This is a genomic window from Cupriavidus sp. GW821-FHT02F09 (assembly GCF_059421605.1).
Window position 1 is genome coordinate 182,169 of the sequence record NZ_JBWKVH010000011.1, and the last position, 24,866, is coordinate 207,034.

General features: G+C 66.1%; 22 protein-coding genes. 4 read left to right on the forward strand and 18 right to left on the reverse strand.

Annotated features, from left to right (window positions below; genetic code table 11):
- Positions 1 to 55: 55 nt before the first annotated feature.
- The 15 genes from AC07XB_RS15495 to AC07XB_RS15565 form a co-directional block, all read right to left on the reverse strand.
- A complete protein-coding gene (locus AC07XB_RS15495; RefSeq protein WP_492826997.1) occupies positions 56 to 1,318 on the reverse strand; it encodes a Zn-dependent hydrolase in 1,263 nt (420 codons plus the stop codon).
- On the reverse strand, positions 1,315 to 3,030 hold the full coding sequence (locus AC07XB_RS15500) for an ABC transporter ATP-binding protein (protein ID WP_492826999.1): 1,716 nt from the start codon (positions 3,028 to 3,030) through the stop codon (positions 1,315 to 1,317). Before AC07XB_RS15500 ends, AC07XB_RS15495 begins: the two co-directional genes overlap by 4 nt.
- A 4-nt stretch (positions 3,031 to 3,034) precedes the next feature.
- Positions 3,035 to 3,871 (reverse strand): ABC transporter permease, encoded by an 837-nt coding sequence (locus AC07XB_RS15505; RefSeq protein ID WP_253927688.1) that lies wholly within the window; start codon positions 3,869 to 3,871, stop codon positions 3,035 to 3,037.
- Positions 3,872 to 3,881: 10 nt separating this feature from the next.
- Positions 3,882 to 4,868, reverse strand: coding sequence for an ABC transporter permease (locus AC07XB_RS15510; RefSeq protein ID WP_492827001.1), 987 nt, complete (start codon positions 4,866 to 4,868; stop codon positions 3,882 to 3,884).
- Between the two features lie 78 nt (positions 4,869 to 4,946).
- Positions 4,947 to 6,542 carry an ABC transporter substrate-binding protein gene (locus tag AC07XB_RS15515; protein WP_436628547.1) on the reverse strand — a complete coding sequence of 532 codons (1,596 nt, stop codon included), beginning with the start codon at positions 6,540 to 6,542 and terminating at the stop codon, positions 4,947 to 4,949.
- A 91-nt stretch (positions 6,543 to 6,633) separates the two neighbouring features.
- On the reverse strand, positions 6,634 to 7,386 hold the full coding sequence (locus tag AC07XB_RS15520) for a LamB/YcsF family protein (protein ID WP_492372762.1): 753 nt from the start codon (positions 7,384 to 7,386) through the stop codon (positions 6,634 to 6,636).
- Positions 7,387 to 7,403: 17 nt separating this feature from the next.
- Positions 7,404 to 8,408 carry a 5-oxoprolinase subunit C family protein gene (locus AC07XB_RS15525; RefSeq protein WP_253927691.1) on the reverse strand — a complete coding sequence of 335 codons (1,005 nt, stop codon included), beginning with the start codon at positions 8,406 to 8,408 and terminating at the stop codon, positions 7,404 to 7,406.
- Positions 8,405 to 9,229 carry a 5-oxoprolinase subunit PxpB gene (gene pxpB / locus AC07XB_RS15530; protein WP_492372764.1) on the reverse strand — a complete coding sequence of 275 codons (825 nt, stop codon included), beginning with the start codon at positions 9,227 to 9,229 and terminating at the stop codon, positions 8,405 to 8,407. Before pxpB ends, AC07XB_RS15525 begins: the two co-directional genes overlap by 4 nt.
- On the reverse strand, positions 9,184 to 10,410 hold the full coding sequence (locus tag AC07XB_RS15535) for a pyridoxal phosphate-dependent aminotransferase (RefSeq protein WP_492827004.1): 1,227 nt from the start codon (positions 10,408 to 10,410) through the stop codon (positions 9,184 to 9,186). The genes pxpB and AC07XB_RS15535 overlap by 46 nt, the downstream gene beginning before the upstream one ends.
- A 131-nt stretch (positions 10,411 to 10,541) precedes the next feature.
- Positions 10,542 to 11,996 (reverse strand): N-acyl-D-amino-acid deacylase family protein, encoded by a 1,455-nt coding sequence (locus AC07XB_RS15540; protein ID WP_492827006.1) that lies wholly within the window; start codon positions 11,994 to 11,996, stop codon positions 10,542 to 10,544.
- Positions 11,997 to 12,020: 24 nt separating this feature from the next.
- Positions 12,021 to 12,974 (reverse strand): dihydrodipicolinate synthase family protein, encoded by a 954-nt coding sequence (locus AC07XB_RS15545; protein WP_492827008.1) that lies wholly within the window; start codon positions 12,972 to 12,974, stop codon positions 12,021 to 12,023.
- A gap of 68 nt (positions 12,975 to 13,042) precedes the next feature.
- Positions 13,043 to 13,765: a GntR family transcriptional regulator gene (locus tag AC07XB_RS15550; RefSeq protein ID WP_253927696.1), complete on the reverse strand. Its 723-nt coding sequence runs from the start codon at positions 13,763 to 13,765 to the stop codon at positions 13,043 to 13,045.
- 49 nt (positions 13,766 to 13,814) lie between these two features.
- On the reverse strand, positions 13,815 to 14,879 hold the full coding sequence (locus AC07XB_RS15555) for an ABC transporter ATP-binding protein (protein ID WP_492827010.1): 1,065 nt from the start codon (positions 14,877 to 14,879) through the stop codon (positions 13,815 to 13,817).
- 2 nt (positions 14,880 to 14,881) lie between these two features.
- Positions 14,882 to 16,588, reverse strand: coding sequence for an ABC transporter permease subunit (locus AC07XB_RS15560; RefSeq protein WP_492827012.1), 1,707 nt, complete (start codon positions 16,586 to 16,588; stop codon positions 14,882 to 14,884).
- Positions 16,589 to 16,615: 27 nt separating this feature from the next.
- Positions 16,616 to 17,665, reverse strand: coding sequence for an ABC transporter substrate-binding protein (locus tag AC07XB_RS15565; protein ID WP_492827014.1), 1,050 nt, complete (start codon positions 17,663 to 17,665; stop codon positions 16,616 to 16,618).
- A gap of 128 nt (positions 17,666 to 17,793) precedes the next feature.
- Between AC07XB_RS15565 and AC07XB_RS15570 the strand changes: the two genes are divergently transcribed.
- Both AC07XB_RS15570 and AC07XB_RS15575 read left to right on the forward strand, forming a co-directional pair.
- Positions 17,794 to 18,567, forward strand: a complete 774-nt coding sequence (locus AC07XB_RS15570; RefSeq protein WP_492827016.1) for a LamB/YcsF family protein — start codon at positions 17,794 to 17,796, stop codon at positions 18,565 to 18,567.
- Between the two features lie 87 nt (positions 18,568 to 18,654).
- On the forward strand, positions 18,655 to 19,557 hold the full coding sequence (locus AC07XB_RS15575) for a dihydrodipicolinate synthase family protein (protein WP_492827018.1): 903 nt from the start codon (positions 18,655 to 18,657) through the stop codon (positions 19,555 to 19,557).
- A gap of 31 nt (positions 19,558 to 19,588) precedes the next feature.
- On the opposite strand, the gene AC07XB_RS15580 is transcribed toward AC07XB_RS15575, so the two are convergent.
- Positions 19,589 to 20,329 carry a class I SAM-dependent methyltransferase gene (locus AC07XB_RS15580; protein ID WP_492827020.1) on the reverse strand — a complete coding sequence of 247 codons (741 nt, stop codon included), beginning with the start codon at positions 20,327 to 20,329 and terminating at the stop codon, positions 19,589 to 19,591.
- A gap of 331 nt (positions 20,330 to 20,660) precedes the next feature.
- Between AC07XB_RS15580 and AC07XB_RS15585 the strand changes: the two genes are divergently transcribed.
- Entirely contained in the window at positions 20,661 to 21,599 is a 939-nt protein-coding gene (locus AC07XB_RS15585; RefSeq protein WP_492811406.1) for a LysR family transcriptional regulator, read from the forward strand.
- Between the two features lie 34 nt (positions 21,600 to 21,633).
- Here AC07XB_RS15585 and AC07XB_RS15590 read toward each other — a convergent pair whose 3' ends face one another.
- Both AC07XB_RS15590 and AC07XB_RS15595 read right to left on the reverse strand, forming a co-directional pair.
- The gene (locus AC07XB_RS15590; protein ID WP_492811385.1) at positions 21,634 to 22,635 is read right to left on the reverse strand and encodes a Bug family tripartite tricarboxylate transporter substrate binding protein; all 1,002 of its coding nucleotides are present in this window, start codon (positions 22,633 to 22,635) and stop codon (positions 21,634 to 21,636) included.
- Positions 22,636 to 22,686: 51 nt separating this feature from the next.
- Entirely contained in the window at positions 22,687 to 23,862 is a 1,176-nt protein-coding gene (locus tag AC07XB_RS15595) for a M20 family metallopeptidase (RefSeq protein ID WP_492827022.1), read from the reverse strand.
- Positions 23,863 to 23,952: 90 nt separating this feature from the next.
- Between AC07XB_RS15595 and AC07XB_RS15600 the strand changes: the two genes are divergently transcribed.
- Positions 23,953 to 24,858, forward strand: a complete 906-nt coding sequence (locus tag AC07XB_RS15600; RefSeq protein ID WP_492372773.1) for a MurR/RpiR family transcriptional regulator — start codon at positions 23,953 to 23,955, stop codon at positions 24,856 to 24,858.
- The last annotated feature ends 8 nt before the right edge of the window (positions 24,859 to 24,866 follow it).

The window sequence follows — 24,866 nt, forward strand, 5'->3', positions numbered from 1 at the left end:
GGGGTGTGTTGTGAATGGCGATGTGGGTTGTGCTGCAGGTCGTGCTGCAGGCATCCTAGCCTGCACGCGCTGCTAACGTGCCGGCCAGCAGCCGCGTGGCGACGGTGAAGTCGGCGAGGTCCATCGACTCGTCGGGGTTGTGGCTGCCATGGGCATTGCGCACGAAGATCATCGCAGCGGGTATGCCCTGGGCGGCGAACAGTGCCGCGTCATGTCCCGCGCCGCTGGGCATGGCCCGCGCGCGTACGCCGCCCTGGCTCGCGGAGCAGAGCAGGGCGTGCTGGAGCGACGGATCCATCTGTGCCGCGGCACTGGACGACGCGGCACCGAGATCGACTTGCACGTGGTGCTGCGTGCCAATGCCTGCCGCGGCAGCGTGTACCCGCGCATCCATCAGGTCGAGCGTGGCGCGGCTGCGGGAACGCATGTCGATACTGAATTCGACCAGGCCGGCGACCTTGCTGAAGTCGGCCTGATACGGGTCCGTCATGCAGCGGCCGAACGTCAGCGTGAGTTCATGCCCTTGCGCCTCGAGTGCGATCCAGTCCTGTTGCAGCGCGTGGATCAGCGCCGCGGTCGCGACCACGGCGTCTTGCCGGTGGCTGCGCGGCGTCGCGCCGGAATGCGCATAGGCTCCCTGCACGCGGGCATGCCGGTAGCGCTGGCTGCCGCAGATGCCGGTGACGATGCCCACGACGTCGCCCGCCTCCAGCAGCACCGGTCCCTGCTCGATATGAAGTTCGACAAAACAATCGATGCGGTCGGCGCACAGATACGCCAGGCCCGCGCGGACGTCGTCCGGCCGTCCGCCGGCTTCACGCAGATGGTCGGCCAGGCTGCGCCCGGTGTCGGCACGCACGCTGTCAAGCGCCTGCGGCTCCAGTAGTCCGAAGGCGGCCTTGCTGCCGGCATAGGACACCGGAAACCAAGCGCTCTCCTCGGCGCGGATTGCGGCTACGGTGACGTCGCGACGCGGCACAAAGCCCGCCTTGCGCCAGCCAGCCAGCACGGCGAGACCGGCGACGACCCCGGCGGCGCCGTCGAAATTACCACCGCGCGGTACCGAGTCGAGATGCGAACCCGTCATGACCGCTGCAGCACCGCGATCCGTGCCCGGCAATGTCAGATAGAGATTGAGCGCCGCATCGGTCGCCACCTGCAGTTCGAGCGCGCGGGCGGCGTCGGCGACAAGCCGGTGCGCCCGCTGCTCGCCTGCGCCGTAGCTGTCTCGCGTGACGCCGACGCCGTCAAAACTTTGTTCGCGCAAGCGGTCGAACAGCGCGGTGGCGAGGGCGAAATCCGGTTCGGCGATGGTCATGGGATGGTTGCCGTCGTGTCTGCCTGCACCTCGGCTTGCGTGGCCGTCTGCCTGGCAAGTGACGGATCCCAGTCACGCCCCGGCATCGCGTCGATGAGCTGGCGCGTGTAGGCATGCTGGGGTGTCTCGAAGATCTGGGCAGGGCTGCCCTGTTCGACCACGCTGCCCCGGTGCATGACCAGCACCGCGTCGCAAATCTGCGCCGCCACACGCAGATCGTGGGTGATGAAGACCAGCGCGATGCCGAGGCGCTGTTGCACGGCGCGAAGCAGCCGCAGCACCTGCGCCTGCACGGAGACATCGAGCGCAGATACCGATTCGTCGGCCACGATCAGCCGCGGCTCCATCGCCAGCGCCCGCGCGATGCCGATGCGCTGGCGCTGGCCGCCGGAGAACTGGCTCGGATAGCGGTCGAATGCCGAGGCATCGAGCTCGACGAGCTGCAACAGCTCGCGCGCCCTCGCCAGTGCCTGTTCCCGGGACACGCCACACGCAAGCGGGCCATCGCAGAGGATGCGCCCGACCGTATGGCGCGGATTGAGCGAGGCGAACGGGTCTTGGAAGATCATCTGGATATGGCGGCGTAACGGCCGGAACTCCCGCTCGCTCAACGGGGCGATGTCGCGCCCATCAAAATACATCCCACCGCCGTCGGTTCCGGTCAGCTTGAGCAGGCATTTGCCGATCGTGGACTTGCCTGAACCCGACTCGCCGACGATACCCAGCGTCTTGCCGGCGCCGACCGAGAAGCTCACGTCCTTGACGGCTTCGACCACGCGCTTGCGTTTGAACAGCCCGCCCGAACTAACATAGGTCTTGCGCAACGCATCGACGCGCAGCACTGGATATCCGTTCGCTGCGTCAGCCGGGTCATCGTGCTCGCGATCGCCCGGCCGGTGTGACGGCACGCTGGCGATCAGCCGCTGCGTGTAGGGATGGCGGGGGCGGTTCAGCACCTGGTCGGCCGTACCCTCCTCGACCAGCAGGCCCTTCTCCATCACCACGACACGATCCGCGATTTCGGCCGCGACGCCAAAATCGTGCGTCACGAACATGACACCCATGCCTTTCTCGCGCTGGATGCGGGCGATCAGCGCGAGGATCTGCGCCTGCGTGGTGACGTCCAGCGCCGTGGTGGGCTCGTCGGCGATCAGCAGCGCCGGCTCCAGCGCCAGCGCCATCGCGATCATCACGCGCTGGCGCTGGCCACCCGAAAGGCTGGACGGCCAGGCATGAAACAACCCTGCCGGATCCGGCAAGCCGACGAAGTCGAGCAGTTCTAGTACACGGGCCTCGCGTGCCGGACCCGGATAGGCCGCATGGACGCGCATGACCTCGGCGATCTGCGCGCCCACCGGCTGCAGCGGGTTGAGCGCCGACAGCGGCTCCTGGAAGATCATCGCCATGTCCTTGCCGCGCATGCCGCGCAGCGCCGCCTCGTCCATGCCGAGCAGATCCTCGCCGTGCAGCAGGATCCGCCCCTGCTGCGGACGCAGATAGGTGGGCAGCAAGCCCATGATGGCGTTGGCACTCATCGATTTCCCCGATCCGGATTCGCCGACGATGCAGAGGATCTCGCCGGCGCGGATGTCGAACGACACATCGCGCACGGCATACTGGCGGTCGCCGCCAGCCGGAAGCGGGATGCTTAATCCGCGGATGGAGAGCAGGGCGGCGCCCTGGCCTGGATTGCCTGGATTGCCTGTAGCCACGGTATTAAGCTCCCCGCTTGCGCAGTTGAGGGTTGAGGGCGTCGTTGAGCCCCTCGCCGATCAGATTGATGGCCAGCACCGTCAGCATGATGGCAATGCCGGGCCAGAGGCTCATCCACGGCGCTTCGCGGAGCATCGTGCGCGCGGCGCCGATCATGAATCCCCAGCTCATCAGGTTGCGGTCGCCCAGCCCGAGGAAAGACAGCGCCGATTCGGTCAGGATGGCCGTCGCGGTCATCAGCGAGGCCGTCACGATGATCGGCGAGGCGGCATTGGGCAGGATCTGGGTGAAAATGATCCGGGCCGGCTTCTGGCCGATCACGATGGCGGCTTGCACGAACTCCCGCTGCTTGAGCGTCATGAACTCGGATCGCACCAGGCGCGCCACCGGCGGCCACGACACCATGGAGATGGCCCCGACGATCGAGTACAGCGACGGCTTGAAGATCGCCACCAGGACGAGTGCCATGGCCAGCTGTGGAATGGTCTGGAAGAACTCTGTCCCCCGCATCAGGGCGTCGTCCACGCGGCCGCCGTGGTAGCCCGCCAGGGCACCCACCACGATGCCGATCAGGACCGCCACCAGCGTAGAGATCACGCCGATCATCAGCGACACCCGCGCGCCGTAGGCGAGGCCCGCCGCGATGTCGCGGCCCAACATATCGGTGCCCAGCGGATACGCGGTGTCGGCGAACGGGCCGAGCAGCGGCTCCGCCACCATCATCCATGGGGGATCTTGATAGAGCGTCGGGGCAAGGATGCCCGTCAGGATCACCACCAGTAGCAGCGCGAGGCCGACGGCCGCGCCGCGGTTGGCGACGAATCGTTTCAGGAAAGACATGTGAGGCTCCTCAGGCTTGCTGGATGCGTGGATCGATCAGCCGGTAGGCGAGATCGGTGAGCAGGTTGAAGACCACCACCATCGTCGATGTCACCAGGAACACACCGAGCAGCAATTGATAGTCGCGCTGGAGCAGCGCATCGAACATCAGCCGTCCGATGCCGGGCCATCCGAATACGGTTTCGGTAAGCACCGCGCCGCCGGCCATCTGCCCCAGCTGGATCCCCGCGAAAGTCACCACCGGCAGCAAGGCATTGCGCAGCGCGTGATGGCGGATGGTCCCGCCCACTGAAACCCCCTTGGCGCGCGCCGTCTTGATGAAATCCATGTCCAGCACTTCGAGCATGGAAGCGCGCGTCAGCCGCGCGTAGACCGCCATGAAGAAGCAGCCGAGCGACGCGGTAGGCAGCACCAGGTGATGCGCAACGTCGCGCACGCGCGCCCAGCCGGTCAATGCGCCCCCGACTGTCTCCATGCCGTAGGGCGGCAGCCAGCCCAGGTGCAGGGAAAAGAAGAGAATGGCCAGCAGTGCCAGCCAGAACTGCGGCGTGGCGTAGATCAGAAGCGATCCCGTCATCAGCACGCTGTCGAGCCATGGGTGCGTGCCCTGATAGCGGCTGCGCGAGGCCACCACACCGAACAACACGCCGAACACCAGCGCGAAGACGAACGCGCACGACATCAGCAGCAGCGTGGCGGGCAGGCGGTCGAGAATGATATCGAGCACCGGCAAGCGTTCACGGTATGAGTAGCCCAGGTCGAGGTGCGCCACGCCGTTCAGGTAGCTCGCCAGTTGCACATAGACCGGCTTGTCGAGGCCGAACTCTTGCCGTAGCTGTGCCACGTAGGTGGGGTCCGAGGCCCCCGATTCGCCCGCCAGCACGGCGGCCGGATCGCCCGGCGCCAGGCGGATCAACAGGAAGTTGACGACGACGACGCCCAGCACGACCAGGGCTGCCTTGCCGAGCCGCGCGAACACTGACAGTGCCTTATCCACGGAATAGATTCCAAGAAGGTTGACGAGGAGGAGCGATGCGCCGTGCCACTCGCCCGGCGCATCGCCGCGCACCGGTGCTTACTTGTCGATGTAGGCATCGGCGAATGTGTCGTTAAGACCGATCGCCGTCTGGATCAGGTTGTGCACCTTCGCGTTGTAGAGCGTCGGAATCTCCATCTCGAACAGGTACCCGTTCGCCACCTCTTCCACGAGTGTCTTCTGGATGCTGGAGTACAGCTTCTGGCGCTCGTCGTTAGAGGTCGCGGCGGCTGCCTTGTCCCACATCGCGTCAACCGCGTCGTTCCGGTATCCCTGGTTGTTGACGAATGCAGAGCCCTTGACCATGTTGCGGGCCAGGTAAAGACGCGAGACGCCCAGTGCCGGATCGCCATATTGCGACGTGAAGCTGAAGGTGAGGTCGAAATCGAAATCCGAGACGCGCTTGGCCCACGTGCCCGCATCCGCCGACTCTATCTCGACCTTGAAGCCAAGCTGTTCGAGGCTCTGGCGCGTGTACTCGCCGAGCCGGTCCCAGGTCGCGCCGTAGGGATACGACAGGATCTTGATCGGCGTCTTCGCGGGGTCGACACCCGACTCCTTGATCAGCGCGCGTGCTTTCTTCAGTTCGAAGTTGTAGGCCGGCACGTTGGCATCGTAGAAGGGCGTGGTGGAAGAAATCGGACCTGTGGCAACCTTGCCGAGACCGAAGAAGATGCTGTTCACGACGAACTTGCGGTTGATGGCCTCCATCACGGCCTGGCGCACCTTGACGTTGTCGAAAGGCGGCTTGCGCTGGTTCATCTGGATATAGGCCAGCTTGGAGAACATCTCCCAGCCCTTCGTCGTGTATTGCACGCCCGGCAGCGCCTTGAGACGTTTCACCTCCACGTTGTCCACGTCACCTGCACTCACCACCTGAACGTCGCCGCGCTCGAAAGCAACCGCGCGCGAGGCTGCATCGGGAATCACGTTGAAGACGATCTCGTCCAGGTAAGGCTTGCCGGCTTGCCAGTAATCGGGGTTGCGCGTGAGGATGATGTACGCGCCTTTCTTCCACTCCTTGAACTTGAACGGGCCGGTCCCGATTGGCGTCTGGTTGGCCGGGTTCTTGGCGTAGTCGGTGCCGTCATAGATGTGCTTGGGCACGATCGGCATGTTGTCGCTGACGAAGGCTTTCAGAAACGGAGCAAATGGCGCCTTCAGCGTGATCTGCACCTTGTTTGGGCCGAGTGCCTTCACGGTGTCCACGAACTGCTCGATGATGACCCGCGCGCGCGGGTGCACCGTGCGCAGGAACTTGTCGACCGAGAACACAACGTCGTCTGCCGAGAACGGCTTGCCATCGTGCCACTTGACGTTCGGCTGCAACTCAAACGTGTAGACCTTGCCGTCGGGCGAGATGGTCCAGGACCTGGCCAGGCCCGGCTTCGGCTTCATGTCCGGCGTCCACGTCAGCAGGCTTTCATAGATCTTGCCCGCCACGTATTGGGTGGGCGTTTGCTGATTGAGGCCGAGCATGAGCGTGGGTGGCTCGGGCTGCGCGATCGCGCGCAACGTGCCGCCGCGCGTCTGCGCATGCGCGCCGGTGCCAGCGAGCGTGCCGAGTGCCAGCGCAACGGCGCACGCCGCGAGATTGAGCATGCGCTTGGGGCGCGGAGTCAGCTTGGAAGACATGAGGATCACCTTGGTGTGGGGAGGGTCGGTCGGAATGGGGCGCGGGGCGTGTGCGTTTCGTGAGCGTTTCTTGCATCGGTGGCGGAATACGTCAGACGGGCCGCACGCCGATGCCATCGGCATCGAGCGCGGCGCGGATACGCGCCGCGAATACCGCCGCGCCGGGCTGGTCGCCATGGATGCAGAGCGTGTCGGCTGCGATGGGAACGGTCTTGCCTGCGAGCGAGATCACGCTGCCATCGGTCACCATGCGCTTGACCTGGGCGATCGATTCCGCCACGTCTTCGATCATCGCGTGCGGCTCGGAGCGCGGGGTCAGCGTGCCGTCGTCCTGGTAGCTGCGGTCCGCATAGACCTCGAAGGCCACGCGCAGGCCCATCGCGCGGGCGGCGCTCGCCATGTTGGCGTTGGCGACGTAGACCATCAGCTTGGGATCGATGTCGTGCACGGCTTGCGCTACCGCCTGGGCAAGCGCCGGGTCGCGCGCGGTCATGTTGTAGAGCGCGCCGTGTGTCTTCACGTGGTGCAGGGGGACCCCCACCGCGCGGGTGACGCCCAGCATGGCTCCCACCTGATACACGATGAGGGCATAGACCTCGCCTGGCATCATGGCCATGGCGCGGCGGCCGAAGCCTTGCAAATCGGGGAGTCCCGGATGCGCACCAACCGCCACGCCGGCGGCCGCGGCCGCACGGACCGTCTCGAGCATCGTGTCCGGATCCCCGGCATGGAATCCGCAGGCAATGTTGGCGGAGGTGACATGCTGCAGGATCGCGCGGTCGTTGCCCATGACCCAGGGCCCGAAGCTCTCGCCCATATCGCAGTTGATATCGATGAACGGCATGATGGATTCCTTTTGCGTTATGGGATGGGGAGGCCAAGCGCCTTTGCGCCCAGTACGCTGACGCGGGCAAAGCGATCTTCGACTTCCAGGCAGAGTGCCTCTGCCTCGGCTTGGGTGATGGCCTGGAAGCGCAGCGCATCGCCTGGCAGGGCCTGCGCCAGCGAGGGCAGGTCGGCACTGGCGACGTAGGCCAGCTTCGGATACCCGCCGGCGCTCTGGCGGTCGGCCATCAGCACGATAGGACTACCGCCCGGTGGCACCTGGACGGTGCCGAAGGTCACGACTTCGGAGATCATTTCCAGTGGCTGCGCCAATCTCAACTCGGGACCTTCCAGCCGGTAGCCCATGCGGTCGGATTGCGCTGAAACCCGGAAACACGCGGATTCGAAGTCGTGCCGCGCCTGGCTGGTGAAGGACTGCCACTGCGGGCCAGGTACGAAGCGCAGCGCCTGCGTGGCCGATGACAGTGGTGCGGTGTCCGGCGCTGCCGCGGCGACGAAGGGCATGCCGCTCTGGATCATCATGCGCTCGAGTTCCAGGACTTCGCCCCTTGGCGATGCCACCGGCACCCGGTCGCCGCGGCGCAACGCGCGGCCTTCGAAGCCGCCGAAGCCGCCCCGCACGTAGGTGCTGCGGCTGCCCAGCACGAGCGGGGCATCGAATCCGCCCCGCACCGCGAGATAGGAGCGGGCACCCGACCTGCGCTCGCCGAACTCCAGGCGTACGCCGTGGCGCAGCACGACGGCACAGTGCATCGGTATCTGCGCACCGCCCGCGGTGACCCGCATATCCGCGCCGCTCAGGGCGATCAGGGTGTTGCGGGAGAAGCTGATGCTGGGTCCCTTCAGCGTGCACTCAAGGGTGGCGGCCTCCTCGCCATTGCCTACCAGGGTATTGGCGACGCGGTGCGCCCACTCGTCCATCGGCCCATTGACCGGTACGCCATAGCGCTGGTAGCCGTTGCGCCCCGTGTCCTGGAGGAGGGAAAACACCCCGGGCTTCTCAACCAGCATATGGTTCATTGGTGCGGCTCCAGCAGCGCTTCGAACTCGCGCGGCGTGATCGGCATGAATTGCAGGCGGTCGCCGATCTGCAGGCGCGTCGGCGGGCTCTTGCGGATGTCGAACAAGGTCCAGGGCGTACGGCCGATGAGGTTCCACCCGCCGGGGGATTCAGTTGGGTAGATGGAGGAAATCCCGTTGGCGATCGCCACGGACCCGGCCGGCACACGGGTGCGCGGCACCGCACGGCGCGGCACCTGCAGCCTGGGATCCAGCGGTCCGGCGAACGGGGTGCCCGGCGCGAAGAAGAACGTATAGAGGACGAGCGGCGCGGCGGTATGCAGGCGGATGACCTCGCCGGTGGAGATACTGCATTGGTGCGCGACGTCTTCCAGGTCGGGGCCGTACTCGCCGCCATAGCACACCGGAATTTCCACCAGGCGTGCGGAGCCCGCGATCCTGGGCACGCCTTGTGACAGGAGATGGTCTATGGTCGCGCTCAGGGACTGCGAGGCGGAGCCCTCGCCGCGTGGCAACTGGGCGGGCAGGTAGTGGACGGCCACCGTGGTGAACGCCGGCACCACGTCGACGACGCCGGGCAGGGCGTGGCTGGACAGCCATGCCGTCACCGCGTGCACTGTCTGGCTGACTTCGGCATCGACCCGGTTGCCCAGGCGGATCAACAGGCAGCGGTCGCCGGCGGGCTCGATGTGCCATCCGTCGCGCAGGCGCTGGTGCGCAGGCCCGGGCTCCGCCACGCTCCCGGGTTGCGCCGGTGCATCCATGTCCGCCGCTTTCATGGCCTGGACAGCCTGCGGCAGGCCCGGACGATCTGCTCGCATGCCATGCGCAGACGGTCATCGGAGACCGCATAGGCAAACCGCAGGTACGGCGCCAGGCCGAATGCCGTGCCAGGCACGACCGCGACACCCGCTTCCTCCAGCAGGTAGCGCGCCAGGTCCAGGTCGCTTTCGATGAGGCTGCCGCCCGGCGTGCGCATGCCAAGCGTGCCGCTGCAATCCGCATAGAGGTAGAAGGCTGCGGGCGGCGTGCGCATGGTCAACAGCGGCGCCGCCCCCGCGAGCAGATCGATGGCAAGGTCCCGGCGCCAGCGCAGGCGCGCCATCCAGTCCTCCAGGAAATCCTGCGGCCCGTCGAGCGCGGCGATGGCGGCGGCCTGGCTAACCGAGCTGGGGTTGCTAGTGCTTTGGGATTGCAACATCTCCAGCGCTTTGACCAGCCACCGCGGGCCGCCGGCATAGCCCAGCCGCCACCCCGTCATGGCGTAAGCCTTGGAGACGCCATTGACGGTGAGCGTGCGCGCCTTCATGTCCGGCGCCGCCTGCGCAAAGGAGCAGAACTCGCCTTCGAACACGATCTTTTCATAGATGTCGTCTGACATCACGAGCACGCGGGGATGTGCGCGCAGCACGTCCGCCAGCCCACGCAGTTCGTCGGCGGAGTAGAGTGATCCGGAAGGATTGCAGGGTGAGTTCAGCATCAGCCAGCGTGTCCTGGGCGTGATGGCGGCGGCGAGTGCATCCGGCGTCAGCTTGAAGCCGGCATCGGCCGCCGGCGTCACCGCCACTGGCGTGCCTCCGGCAATGCGCACCATCTCGGAATAGGACACCCAGCAGGGCGCCACGACAATGGCTTCGTCCCCGTCGTTGACGGTGGCCAGCAAGGCATTGAAGAGAATCTGCTTTGCGCCCGTCGCGGCAATGACCTCGCTCTCGTCGTAGTGCAGGGCATTGTCACGCACGAACTTGCGCACGATCGCGGCCCTGAGTTGGGGCGTGCCTGCCACGTTTGTGTAGCGCGTATGCCCGTCCATGATGCCGGCGACGGCAGCCTGCCGTATGTGCGCGGGCGTATCGAAGTCGAGTTCCCCCTCGGCCAGGCTGATGACTGCGCGGCCTTGCGCCACCATGAGACGGGCGGCTTCGGCAACAGCCCCCGTGGCCGACGGCCGCGCGGCGCTCAGGCGGGACGCCAGGCGGGTATCTAAGCTAAGAACAGACATGGCTTGCGCTGCTTTCCTATACGCGCCCATGGGGATCGATCGCACATGGCATTGCGTTGGTGGTTGATATGAGGCTTGTGTGCCATTGGTATGCCAATGGAGTGCAAGCAATACACGTGCCAAACGGATTTCTACGCTTGGACGGGTTGTGATGGTGTCCTGGTCAGTACACGTCCCGCGCGATCGTCCCGCACTTCTCCTTTTGCGAAAGCCAGCCGTCCGTTGACCCAGACGCTCTCGATACCTGCCGATAGCGTGGCCGGCTTGGCGAAGGTCGCGCGATCCCCGACCGTGTCCGGGTCGAACAGCACAAGATCGGCCGCCTGGCCAACGGCGATATGGCCGCGGTCGGCGATGCCGAGCTCGCCGGCGGTCAGGCCGCTCATCTTGTGGATTGCCGTGACCAGCGGGAAAAGCCGCTCCTCGCGCGAGTAGTGGCCCAGCACTCGGGGAAATGTTCCCCACAGGCGCGGGTGGGGATGCTCGTCGTGCGGCATGCCGTCCGAGCCGATCATGGATTTGGGGAAGGCAAGGATGCGGCGCACGTCGCCCTCGTCCATCATGAAGTAGACGGCGCCGGCGGGTGCCAGGCGCGCGGCGGCTTGTTCATCGCCGCAGCCCATCTCGCGCGCAATATCGGCGAGCAGCCTGCCGGCATGTTCCGGATGTGGCGTGGACCAGCTGACCATCACGGCGGCGGCGCGCGCCACGAACTCCGGCCGCAGTACCGTGGAAGACGCGTTGTAGGGGTAGCAATCCAGCGATACCGGCTGCGTTTGCATCGCGGCTGCGATGTGCTTCAGCGTCTCGGCGGAGCGCCCGTGATTGGCGATGCCCGCCAGCTTGTGGTGCGAGATCAGAACGCGTACCCCAAGCCGCCTGCCTATCTCGAAGGTTTCATCCAGCGCATCGATGATCTTCTCGGCTTCGTTGCGCATATGGGTGGCATAGAGCGCGCCATGGGCCCGCAGGGGCTTGCCTACCGCGACGATTTCGTCGGTGGTGGCAAGCCGCGCGGGCGGATAGAAGGTGCCGGTGGACATGCCCCAGGCACCTGCCTCGAGCGCGTCTGCCAGCAGGCGCTGCATGGCATCGCATTCGGCCGGGGTGGCCGGGCGTTCCAGGTTGTCCATGACGCTGGCCCGCAGCGTCAGGTGGCCCACAAGGCAGACGGCGTTGACCGCGGTCCCGTTCGCGTCCAAGGCGTGGAGGTAATCGCGGAAGGCAGGAAAACGTAGCCATTCCGGCGTGGCGATCAGGTCCAGCGGAGGCGGTATGGCGGTGCCCGGCCGCGCAGGCGCCAGGCTGAGTCCACAGTTGCCGGTGACGACGGTTGTCACGCCCTGGGACAGCTTCGCCGTCATCGCGCCCGGCATCAGCAAGGCGCGGTCGTCGTGCGTATGGACGTCGATGAAGCCAGGCGCGGCAACCCGGCCACGGCCATCGATGCGTTCCACCGCGCTGGCGTGGGCAAGCTCACCAACGGCCGCGATCTTCCCGTCCTTCACGCCCACGTCGCCAACGAAGGCGGGTCTGCCGCTGCCGTCCACGATCGATGCGCCGGTGATACAGAAGTCGAAAGTCATGCTGTTTCCCTGTCTCCCCTGGCGTCAGTGACCAGCCTGGCCGGCGTTCGCCAAACTGGCTTCCAGGCGGCCGATCAGCCGCTCCAGCTCCGCAAGGTCGGTTGCGTCCAGCACCGGTCCGGGCTTGCGCACCGCGGCACTGGCGATCGCACCGCGCCGGCGCAGGGTTTCCTTGCGCAGTGCCAGGCCGATGCCGTACTGGAACTCATGGCGCAGCAGCGGCAGGTACAGATCGAACAGGTCTTCAGCTTCACCGGCCCTACCCTGGGCGAAAAGGTCGCAGACCTGGACCAGCATCTCGGGGTAGGCGAAGCCGGTCATCGCGCCATCCGCGCCCCGCAGCATCTCCTGCGGCAGGAACAGGCCGCCATTGCCGGCCAGGATGCTGATGCGACGCAGGCCTTCCGCCTCGCTTTGGGCACGAATCTGCGAGAGCTTGCGCAGGCCGGGTAGCTCCTCGTGCTTGAACATCACCACCTGCGGGAATTCCCGCACCATCCGCAGGACGACGTCGACCGAGGTGTAGACGCCAGTGGCCTGGGGGAAGTCCTGCAGGCAGATCGGCACATCCGGTCCAAGCAGGCGCGCAATGGCGGCGTAGTAGCCATAAACCTGGTCGTCGGTCCTGAGGTTTGCCGCTGGCGCCAGCATGACCCCGGCCGCGCCGAGCGCCATCGAGGTCCTCGCCAGGCGCTCCACATGCTGATTCGACGCGTGGCTCACCCCGACAATCACCGGCACCCGGCCATCGACCCGCTTGAGGATGCGGCGCACGAAAATCATGGACTCCTCCTCCGACAGCTTGGGCGCTTCGCCCATCATGCCGAGGATGGTCATGCCCGCGACCTTCTTGCCGAGGTAGAAATCGACCAGGCGGTCGGTGCTCTCCAGGTCGAGCGCCCCCTGTTCCGTGAAGGGGGTCGCGGAGATGATGAAGACGCCCTTTGCGCTTTCGTCAATGCGCGATGTACTTGTCATGTATGAATCTGCTGGTTGATGGAAGCATTGATGGACGTGTTGATGGACGTGTTGATGGACACACGGAGTCACAGGTTTGTATGGCGCGCAACCAGGCCGGCGCGTGCGTTGGCGAGGTGCAGGCTCATGGCGGCGCGCGCCGCGTCGGGGTTGCGCTCGGCGATGGCCTGCAGGATGGCGATATGCTCGCGTGCGCAGGGCTCGAAACGCTCGGGTGCGCCGTTCTGGTCGAAGCATCTGGCCTTGATGCGCAGGTCATGGATCGTCTGCGCCAGCATCTGGTTGCCGCTGGCCGTGGCGACGGTGTCGTGCAGCAGGTTATCGATCCTGTGGTTCTCGTCCTTGGTGGTGTTGCGCGCCAGCAGATGCGCCTCCACCTGGGCGATGACATATTGCGCATGCTTGGGGTCCATCCGGCTCGCGGCCTGGGCGGCGGCTTCGCTTTCCAGCAGGCCCCGCATTTGGAGAATCTCCAGATACTGGCGCAGCGTGGGCTCCTTGATCATGAGCTGCCCGCGCGGCGTGCGCACGGCAAAGCCGCCGCCGATGAGCCGGCTCATGGCTTCGCGCAGCGGCGTGCGCGAGATGCCCAGCGTTGCCGCCAGCGCCCGTTCCTGCAGTGGCGTCTCGGTGCGCAAGCGGCCCAGCTGGATCATGTCAAGCAGCGTGTTGTAGGCATCGCCCGCCAGGTCGGGGATGTCTCCGGCGGGCGTGGTCGAGGTCAGCGCGATGTCGTCCAGCTCGCTTGCGGCAGCGCCGTGGTCAGTCTCGATTTTTGTCAGTGTTTTCATGTTGGTGCGGTAGTGAATATGCTGTCGCGCTGCTGGTGCTCACCGGCCCTCATTGGGTGGCGAACACCATGGCGTCGCTGGGGCTGAACCCCCAGGCTACGAGCCGCCCGGGCTCGTGATCGGTACCAGCCATGCCGGTAGCCGCATAGGCAACGATGGTCCTGTCCCGCCAGGCGATGAATACCTTCCAGTGCAGGCCGCAGAAGGTCGACGCCACCACGCGGCCCTCGTGCCGTACGTCCGACGCGCCAAGCAGCGCGCCAACGCGCACGTTCTCCGGCCTGATCCCGAGCACGCGGGCGGGTTCTCCGAGGAAGTTGCATTCGCCGAGGAAGCCCGCGACGAACGGCGTATCGGGCGAGCGGTACAGCGCGGCGGGCGCGCCCGCTTGCACGATGCGGCCCTGGTCCATGATGACGATGCGGTCCGACAGGTTCATGGCTTCCTCCTGGTCGTGGGTGACGAAGACCACCGTCAGGCCGAGGTCATGGTGCAGCTTCTTGAGCTGCAGCTGGATCGCCTGCCGCAGGTTCTTGTCGAGCGCGCCAAGCGGTTCGTCCATCAGCAGCACGTCCGGCATGAAGACCAGCGCGCGGGCCAGCGCGACGCGCTGCTGTTGCCCGCCTGAGAGCTCGCGTGGCAGGCGCGCTGCCAGGGCCTGCAGGCTCACCAGCTCGAGCGCTTCGCCGACGCGCCGCTTGATGTCCTCATGGTTGAGGCGCCGCATGCGCAGCGCAAAGGCTACGTTCTCGAACACCGACATATGGGGAAACAGCGCGTAGTTCTGGAACACCATGCCGATATTGCGTTCGGCGATCGGCGTGTGAGTGACGTCGCGGCCGGCGATGTGCACGCTGCCGGTGTCGGGCGCTTCGAAGCCGGCGATGATCTTCAGCAGCGTGGTCTTGCCCGAGCCCGAGGCGCCAAGCAGGGTACAGAATTCGCCGCGTGCCACCGATAGCGAGACATCCGGCAACGCGACCGTGCTGCCATAGGACTTGCGCACGGCGCGCACCGAGATGTCCTTGCCCTGGGCCTCGGGGCGCTCGGAGAGCTGCAGCGCAGGCGCCGCAGCATAGGGCGGGGACGCGGTTGGCGAGAGGGTGGCTTGCATCGTCATGCTCCTTTCTTCTTTCCCAGCAACTGGTTGGCCATCAGGATGAGCGCTGTAGCGGCAATCAGCACGCAGGACGCGGAGATTACCGTTGGATCGAAATCGTGCGCCAGGCCCTCGTACATCAGTTTGGGCAGGGTGCGGTTACGGATGGTGGTGAGGAACAGCGCCATCACGACATCGTCGAACGAGGTCACGAAGGCGAACACCGCGCCGCCGACGAGACTGGGCAGCAGCGCCGGCAGCATCACTAGCCGGAACATGGTCGGCCACGGGGCGCCCAGGCTCAGCGCTGCCAGTTCCAGGCTGGGATCGAAACTGCGCAGCGCGGCGCGCACCGTGATGTAGACGTAGGGCGTGGCTAGCACGGTGTGGCCGATGACGATGGCCAGCGAGTTGGCCACCCAGCCCAGCGGCGCCAGCAGGTAGTAGAGGGACACAGCGGTGATGATCGCCGGCACCGACATCGGCACGACGAACAGGGCATCGAGCCAGCCCTTGCGCGCCGACGCCATCTTGTGCACGCCCAGCGCCGCGGCGGTGCCAAGCAGGGTGGCCAGCACCGTCACGATCGCGCCAACGCGCAGGCTCGACCAGAGAGCATCGAGCCATTTGGCGTCGTCGAAGAAACTGGCGTACCAGCGCAGCCCATACCGTGGCGGCGGGAACACCGGGAAATCGGTGGTGCCGAAGCTCATCGGGATCACGATGACGATCGGCAGCACCAGGAACACGGCGCAGGCAATGCCTGCGGCCACGGCGAGCCGACCGCCCGGAGTGCGCCCCGTGCCAGGCGTGCTGCTGCCCTTGCTGGTCGAACCGGCGATCAGCTTGTCCAGGCCGAAGAGGCGATTGAAGAGCCACAGCGATGCCAGCACCGTGAGCAGCAGCACGGCGGCTAACGCCGCGGCCAGGCCCCAGTTCAGTTCCTCGGTGATGTTGTAGGAAATCAGCTCGGCCACCATGCGCTGGGCCGGGCCTCCCATCAGCGAGGGCGTGATGTAGTAGCCCACCGCATTCATGAAGACGATGATGCCGCCCGCCACCACCCCGGGGCTGGTTAGCGGCAGCACCACGCGGCTGAAGATGCTCACCGAACCCGCGCCGAGACTCTGCGCGGCCTGCACCAGGGTGTGGTCCAGCGAGCGGAACGAGGCATAGAGCGGCAGCACCACAAAGGGCATCAGCACATGGGTCATGCCGATCATCACGCCGGTGAAGTTGTAGAGGAAGGCCATCGGCTGGTCCAGAATGCCGCTGCCCGTCAGGAGGGCATTGAGCGGCCCGTTCTTGCCCAGCAGCGCGATCCAGGCAGAGGTGCGTACCAGTGCGCTCGACCAGAACGGCAGCAGCACCGCGAAGAACAGCAGCTTGGCCACATTGGGCCGCACGCTGGCCATCAGGTAGGCAAGCGGGTAGCTCATCAGCACGCAGGACAGCGTCACCGCTGCGGCGATGGTGAAGGTGTTGCCCAGCACGATCCGGTAGATTGGCGTGTCGATCAGGTGGCGGTAGTTGGCCAGCGTCGCCACGCCGTCCTGATAGAAGCCTTCCTTGAGCAGGCCCGCGATGGGCCCGACAAAGAAGCACAGCAGGAAGAGCAGCAACGGCAAGCTGGCGAGCACCGCCGCGCGGCTCGGACGGCGGCGCGCCTGCCTCACGGCGGGTGCGGTCGAGGCGGGGGGAAGGGGCAGGGCGGTGCCTGTCATGATGCAGTTACCTCGCGGTGGTACGAATCAACGTGCGCGGATCTGGTTGTAGCGCTCGACGATGGCCGGCCCCTGCTTTTCCCAGAATTCGGAGTCGAGGAACAACGCGCTTTTCAGCCGTTCGGGCGTGGAAGGCAGGCGCTGCTTGCGGGCCTCGTCGATCAGGGCAAAGGCGGCTTCAGTGGTGGGACCGTAGGCGATGTGCTTGCTGAATTCGGCCTGGTTCTTCGGCTGGATGATGTAGTTCAGCAGCTTCAGGGCTTCGTCGCGATGCGGCGCACCCTTGACCAGGGCGAAGTAGCCAACCTGCGCCACGGCGTTGCCCCAACCCATCTGTATCGGCAGCCCGGAATCGATGCCGGCCTGGAAGCGGCCGTTCCAGCCCAGCGCCATGACGACCTCGCCGCTGCCTAGCGCGTTGACCGGCTCGGCGCCGTTCTTCCACCACATGGCGACGCTTGGCTTGATCTTCTCGATCTGCTTCATGGCGCGGTCCACGCCAGCAGGCGTGGCGAGCACCTTGTAGACGTCGGCGGGCGCAACGCCGTCGGCGATCAGCGCGGCCTCGATGACGGTGGCCGGATCGTCCTGCAGCGTGCGCTTGCCCGGGAACTTGGTCACGTCCCAGAAATCCGCGAAGGTGGATGGCTGGGGCTTGCCGGCCGGGAACGTCTTGGACGAAAAGCCCACCACGGTCGAGAAGATCTCGGACGGCACACCATAGTCGCTGCGCGCGCCGCGGATCACGTGCTTCTGATCCACCATCTCCGGCGTGATCTTTTCGAATACGCCCAGCTTGATGCCGCGCGTCAGCCGTGCGCTGTTCTCCGTCACCACATCCCAGTTCACGGTCTTGGTGTCGATCATGGCGCGGATCTTTGCGACCTGCGGATCGGTGTCTTCCGTCAGCTTGACGCCAGTGTCCTTGGCGAACGGCTTCAGCCAGGCCTCGCGGATCGCGCCCTGGTAGGCACCGCCCCAACTCGCGAAGTTCAGTTCCGCCGCGTGGGCTGCACCTGCCAGCAAGGCCGCGGCGGCCGCCACGGTACTAACCATTTTCTGCAACTTGCTTGTCATGCTTTCTCCAGTTGAAACGCCCGATTTTGGGGATGCGGCCATCAGGATTCTGCTGCCCGGCAAATGGCATGCATTTTGCGTGCCAGTGGTATACCAAGCGGCGCCGAGTGGCGTTTCGGAGAATGAAAGTGCGGGAAGTCGATCTGAATTCAGACCTGGGCGAGAGCTTTGGCCCTTATGAAATAGGGGACGACGGCGCCATGCTGGCCATCGTCACGTCGGCCAACGTGGCCTGCGGCTTTCATGGCGGCGATCCCGTCGTCATGCACCAGACCGCGGCCCAGGCACTGTCGCGAGGCGTCGATGTTGGTGCGCACCCTGGCTTTAACGATCTGTACGGTTTTGGCCGGCGCAAGATCGTCGGGGACAGTCCCGGTGACATCGAGAAGATGCTGATCTACCAGATTGCCGCGCTGCAGGGGATGGCGCAGGCCGTGGGCCATCGCGTGACGCACGTCAAGCTCCATGGCGCCCTGGCCACGATGGCCTTCGAGTGCCCCGAGCTATCCGACGCACTCATCGGCGCCATGCGCGCCCTTGACCGGGATCTCGTGCTGGTCTGCACGCCGCACAATGAAACCGAGCGCGCGGCCCGCCGGGGCGGCGTGCGCATGGCCTGCGAGGTCTTTGCGGATCGTCTCTATGGCGACAACGGCTTAACGCTGCCGCGCAACCAGCTGGGCGCCGTCATCCACGACCCGGGCGTTGCGGCGGCACGTGCCTTGCAGATGGTTCGGGAGCAGGCGATTCATACCGTTGGCGGCCGCAAGCTCGACATGCGGGTCCACACGATCTGCGTGCATGGCGACAACCCGCAGGGGGTTGCCATTGCCAGGGCGGTGCGCGCCGCGATGGAAGGCGATGGCGTACGCATTCGTCCGCTCAGCCAGCTCGATTTCTAATCCCAATCCTGTTCGTATTCCAGCCGATTCCTAGGTCGGCCACCTATTTTTTTCACAGCTAACGTCTCAACATTGACCCGAGGCATTATGAAATCTCAAGACGAATCCCTGGCGCGTGCCCGCGGCCTGTTCAATATCGCAGTCACGCCTTTCGCGGCGGATGGCAGCCTGGATCTCCCCGCGCTGACGGAGAACGTCGAGCGCATGCTGGGCCTGGGCTACGACGGCCTTCTGATTGGCGGCACCTACGGCGAATTCCCGGCCATGAATACCGCCGAGCGCGCAGCGCTCTTCCGCCACGCCATGGAAGTGGTGGGCGATCGCGTGCCTGTATTGCTATGCACCGCACATGCCGATGTGCGCGTGGTGAAGGAACTGACCTCGTTGGCTGGCGAACTGGGCGGATTGCCCATGTTGATGCCGCCGTTCGTGTCCGAAGTCACCGATGGCCAGATCGTGCGCTTCTTTGAGGAAGTGGCGCCGCTCTCTAGAACCGGCGTGATGATCTATAACGCGCCGGGCGTCGGTATTACGCTATCGGTGCCGCTGATCGAGCGCCTGTGCGATGTGCCCCAAGTGGTCGCACTCAAGCAAGGCGATCTCAATCCGACCACGGTCGATCAGCTCGTCGGGCGCGTCAGCGGCCGCATTCGCGTACTGGCCGCATCCGATCTCGTGATGCTTGGGCCGCTGGTACTAGGGTTCGACGGTGTCAGCTCGACCAACAGTTGCGCGCTGCCTGAGTTGGTCAAGGCTACCTACGATGCGGTGCGCATTGGCAACGCGGCGGACGCCGGCGGCCTGCATCGTCGCTGGTACCCCATGCGGGCGGTCGCCCGCAAACTGGGCCAGCCCCAGTCCACCAAGGCTGCCATGAATCTGCGCGGCTGGCGCGGCGGTCATGTGCGGCAGCCGCTGCGGGACCTCGATGCAGCCGGGATCGAAGCCGTGAGCGAAGCTTTGCATGCCAGTGGGGTGCGCGAGGCGTGACTACCAGAACCTTGTGTGGGGCATTGCTGCCCTACTGCAGAGGCAGGCCAGGCGTCGGCGGCAGTGCCATGGCCCAGCGGTAGACCAGCAGGCGGCCCTTATAGGCATTGATGCCGGGCGCGGCCACGCGGTCGAGCTTTTCCTCGCGCATCGCGAAACCCTGCTCGGCCATCTGCCGGTTGAAGGCGGGCCGGTTGCCGCGGTCGGGATCGATGATCCAGATCTCGACCGTGGGGCTGGCATGGCGCCCGATAAAGTGGGCGAGGTTGGCATTGGCATCGCGCTCGTAGAGCAGGTCGCTGCCGATGATCAGGTCGAAATGGCCGTGGACGTCGGCGGGGGCGGGGCCGGCGCCAGCAGGGGCATCTTGCTCGTGCTCCGCGGCGCTCCAGTGCCCGTGCCGGTACTTCATTGGCGCGAGGTCATTCAGGCGTACGTTCTCCGCGAGGAAGGCGGCGGCCATCGGATGGCAGTCGCTGGCGGTCACGTCGGCACCCCTGCGGTGCCCCACCAGGCTGGCCAGCCCCAGCCCGCAGCCGATTTCCAGCACCCGCTCGGTGGGGTCCACCGGGCGCAGCGCCATGCGCGCGGCCAGGTGCGCGCCGGACGGCCACAGCAGCCCGAACAGCGGCCACATGGCGGAAGAAATGCCCATGCGTTCGGCTTCGCCGAGGGGATCGGAGTACTGCTGCTTGTCCAGCAAGGAGCGAATGACCAGGTCGGCGACGCCCGTCACGGCGATGCTCTCTTGCTTGGTTTGGTAGCCGGGCATCGAGGGGGGAAGCCAGAACGCCAGCTTCGCAATAGGAGGGAATTGGCCAGTATGCCCGAAAACCCCTCCGCAAGCCTGGAATGTGAGGCTAAATGCGTCGAAATGAAGCGAAGTCACCATGAAAAGGGGGTGGGCAGGCGCCGCCGCAGGCGGGAAGTGCGGCAACCGCCTGACGCGGCACTCCGTTCTTGTTGCCACCCACGCCGTGCGAGAATTCGCGATAAGCAAAATAGCGGAAATCACGATCCGCCTATTCTCGGAGATTATCGCGGTGAGCATTCCATCGATCCCATCCATCCCGTCCAGCGCATCCATCCGCAAGCGCCTTCGCATGCGGCACCTGCAACTGATGCTGGCGCTCTCGGAGTCGCCCTCGCTGCGCCAGGCGGCCGAAGGGCTGGCCCTGACCCAGCCGGCCGCTACCAAGTCCCTTCAGGAACTGGAAGACGTGCTCGGCGTATCGCTCTTTACGCGCCACGCGCGCGGGCTGGACCCGACGGTATCGGGCAAGGCGGTGATGCGTTACGCGCGGGTGGTCTTTGCCGACATGGATGAACTGCGCGAGGAGCTTGTCGCCATCCAGGCCGGCGATGTAGGCAAAGTGCGCGTGGGCGCGGTGATGGCGCCGGCGCCGGACCTGCTCACCCACGTGATCGTCAAGCTCAAGCAGGCGCATCCGCGCTTGCACATCATCGTGCAGATCGATACCAGCGACGTGCTCGTGCACGCGCTGCAGCAGGACCAGATTGATATCGTGCTGGGCCGCATCCCCGATGGCTGGCCGTCGGAGGAGTTGTCGTTCGAGACGCTGGGGGAAGAGGCGCTGTCGATCGTCACCCGCGTGGGGCATCCGGCGGCGGCGCGCGGCAAGCTAAAGCTGGCCGCGCTGACGGAGTACGCGTGGATCATCCAGCCGCACCCCAGCCCGATGCGCCAGATCATCGACCAGACCTTCCGCGAGAATCGCGTGCCGCCGCCGGTGAGCACGGTGGAGACCTCGTCGATCCTCACCACGCTATCCGTGCTGCGCGAGTCCGACATGCTCGCCGTGCTGCCCACCTCGGTGGCCCGCTACTACGAAGACCTGAACATGATCGCCACGCTGCCGGTAGCGTTGCATGGCCGGCTTGCGCCCTATGGCCTGGTGCTGCGCAGGAGCCGCCCGCCCACTCCCGCCATGCAGCTTGTCATCGACATGCTGCGCGCGGGCGGAGCGACGGCAACGGGTGGCATGGAAGGCAAGGGCGGGGCGGCCACCGCCAAGCCTTAGTCCCGCCCTAGTCCGCGCGCTCAATCCCGCGCCCTCAATCCGCGGAAATCTTGGCCTTGCGGACCACTTCGCCGTAACGCACCATCCGGTCGGCCATCATGCGTTCGAAGGCGGCGGGTGCCATCTCCTCGGGCGGGAACACGCCGCGCGCGCGCAGCGCCGTCTGCATGGCGGGGTCGCTGGCGGCCTGGCGCACCGCCTGGTAGAGCTTCTGCACCACCGGCTCGGGCGTGCCGGCAGGCGCGGCAATGCCCGTCCAGGAGCTCAGGTTGAGCTGCGGGTAGCCCAGCTCGGCCATGGTCGGCACGTCGGGCAGCTGCGGCAGGCGCTGCTCGGAAGCCACCGCCAGCGCACGCACCTTTCCTTCCTTGATGTAGGGCAGCATGATGACCAGGTTGTCGAGGATGAACTGGACCTCATTGCTCAGCACGGCCGTGATCAGGTGCGTGCCGCCGCGATAGGGGATGTGCGTGGCGTAGATGCCGGTGCTGGCCTTGAGCATTTCCACATTCAGCTGGCCCATGCTGCCAACGCCGCCGCTGCCGTAATCGAGCTTGCCCGGGTTCTTCTTCGCGTAGGCCAGGAACTCCCCGAAAGTCCGCACCGGCAGGCTTGAATGCACCACCAGGGCGTTGGGCTGGCGGCCCAGGATGGCGATGTTCTCAAAATCCTTGATCGGGTCATAGCCCAGCTTTGGCTGGGTCAGCGGGTTGGCCAGGTGGCTGCTCTGGGAGGACACCACCAGCGTATAGCCATCGGGCTTGCTGCGCGCCACCGATTGCGTGGCGACCGAGCCGCCCGCGCCCGGGCGGTTGTCGACGACCACCGGCACGCCGAGGATGCGCGACAGCGGCTCCGAGTACTGGCGCGCCATGATGTCCACCGAACCACCAGGCGGGAAGGGCACCACCAGCGTGATGGGGCGCGAGGGATAGGCGCCCTGTGCTTGCGCGGCCAGCGGCGCGGCACACGCGAGCGCGGCTACGCTGAGGCCGGTGCGGAGGAAATGGCGGCGAGAGAATGGCACGTTCGGCATGGCAGTGAGTTGAAGGTAGTTAGAAATCGGGTGCGGGGGCGGTGCCCCGGCTCAGCGCAGTGCGAGGACGGCCAGCGCCACCGCCTGCGCGCGCGGCACGAAAGTGGCAAGCTCGCAGTACTCGCGCACGGTGTGCGCATGGCCGCCCACCGGGCCGGTGCCGCACAGCGTGGGCGTACCCACCGAGGACGTGAGCCCGCTATCGGCTGCGCCGCCGGTGAACTCGCCATCTACCGAGAAGCCCAGGTGCTGCGCGCCGCGCTGGTACAGCGCCAGCAGGTCCGCGGGCGTCTGGGTCATCGGCCGGGTGCGGCGCATCTCGGTGATCCTGCCTTTGGTACGCGGCAGCGATTCGGCCTCGATGATCGCGCGCACCTGCTCGACCAGCGCTTCGATGTCCGTGTCGGCGGTAAAGCGCACGTCGAGCTCGGCCTGCGCAAGTGGCGCCACCATATTGGGCACGATGCCTCCCTTCACACAGCCCACATTGGTGGTGATGCCCCGCTCGGCGTCGGTCAGCGCATGCAGCGCCAGGATCTTGCGCGCGAGCGCGTCGATAGCGCTGGCGCCCTGGGCATGGTTGACCCCGGCGTGCGCGGCCACGCCCTCCACCTCGAACTCCACCACCATCGACCCCTTGCGGCCTGTGACCAGGTTGCCGCTGACGCGGCCGGGCTCGGCGTTGAACACGGCGCGCGCGCCGCGCGCCACGTCCATGATCCGTTCGCGGGTGGCGCCGGAACCGATTTCCTCGTCGCAGGAAAAGAACAGGCGCACCGGCAAGGCGTTGCCGCCGCAGCGCGCCAGGGCCTCGGCCACGAATACGTTCATGACCAGGCCGGATTTCATGTCGGCCACGCCGGGCCCGTAGGCAAGCCCATCCTCCACGCGGAAGGGGCGGCGTGCGGCCGTGCCGGCCGGGAACACGGTGTCCATATGGCCCATCAGCAGGATGGGCGCGCCATCGCCGGCACCGGGCACCAGCGCATCCAGGCACACGCCATAGCCGGGCACGGCATGCAGTGTGACCGCAATGCCGGCGGCCTCCAGGTGCGCGCGCAGGACCTCTGCCACGGCCGTCACGCCGGCTTCCTGCCGGCTGCCGCTGTCGATGTCGACAATGCGCTGCAGGAGCGCCTGCATTTCAGCCTGCTGGCCGCCCAGCCAATCGATCACCCCGCTTGCCGCCTGGGCATGCATGTCGCTATCCGCTGCGTTGTCCGCCATATACCGCTTGCTCCTTGCTTCGTGTGGGAGTGAATCGTGCATTGCAAAAGTGATATGATCATGCAATACGCATTGCAACGTGTCAACACCATGAAACATGCCCAGGAGACTCCCTCACGTGACGCTACCTTGCTCGAGCGCCTTGCGCGCGAGGCGGCCACGCTGACCGCCCGCGAGCGCACCTTGGCCGATGCACTGGGCCGCGACTATCCGCATGCGCTGCTGGAATCGGCCACCGCGCTGGCTGCCCAGCACGGCACGAGCGCTTCCACGGTGGTGCGGCTGTTCGCCAAGCTGGGCTATGCCAGCTATGGCGATGCCCAGCGCGAGGCACGGGCCAGCGTGACGGCGCTGCTGCCCACCGCCGGCCAGCGTGCGCCGGCCACGATTGGCGGCAAGCGCACCCTGCGAGCTTGCGTGGACGACGCGCTGCTGCACGACCAGCACAACCTGGCGGCCACCCACGAAGGGCTGGACATGGCCGCCTTCGAGGCGATCGCGCGCCTGCTGGCCGAGCCGCGCGGCCGGCTGTTCGTGCTGGCGCAGAAAAACAGCGCGCCCGTGGGCGCATGGCTGGCGCTGCATCTGAATATGTGCCGGCCACAAGTCCAGGAACTGGGCGCGGGCGCGGTGACGGCCACGGATGCCATGCTGTGGGTGGAGCCGGAGGATGTGCTGCTGACTTTCAGTATCCGGCGGTATTCCAGCGCACCGGTGAGCATCGCGCGCGCCTTTCGCGAACGCGGCGCGCGCGTGATCGCAATTTGCGACAGTCCGGCCGCGCCACTGGTGCCGCTGTCAGATCACCATCTGTTGGTGCGCACGGCCAATGCATCGCCTTTCGACTCTTATACGGCGGCTTTCTTCCTGTGCAATGCGCTGGTCTCGGCGGTCGCGCAATTGCGCCATCCGGCGGTCATCAAAGCGTTGCAACGGCGCGATGCGCTGTGGGAGGCTTTTGAGGCGGATCCTGTTGAGGGGTTGAGGCGGGGGTAGGGATTAAG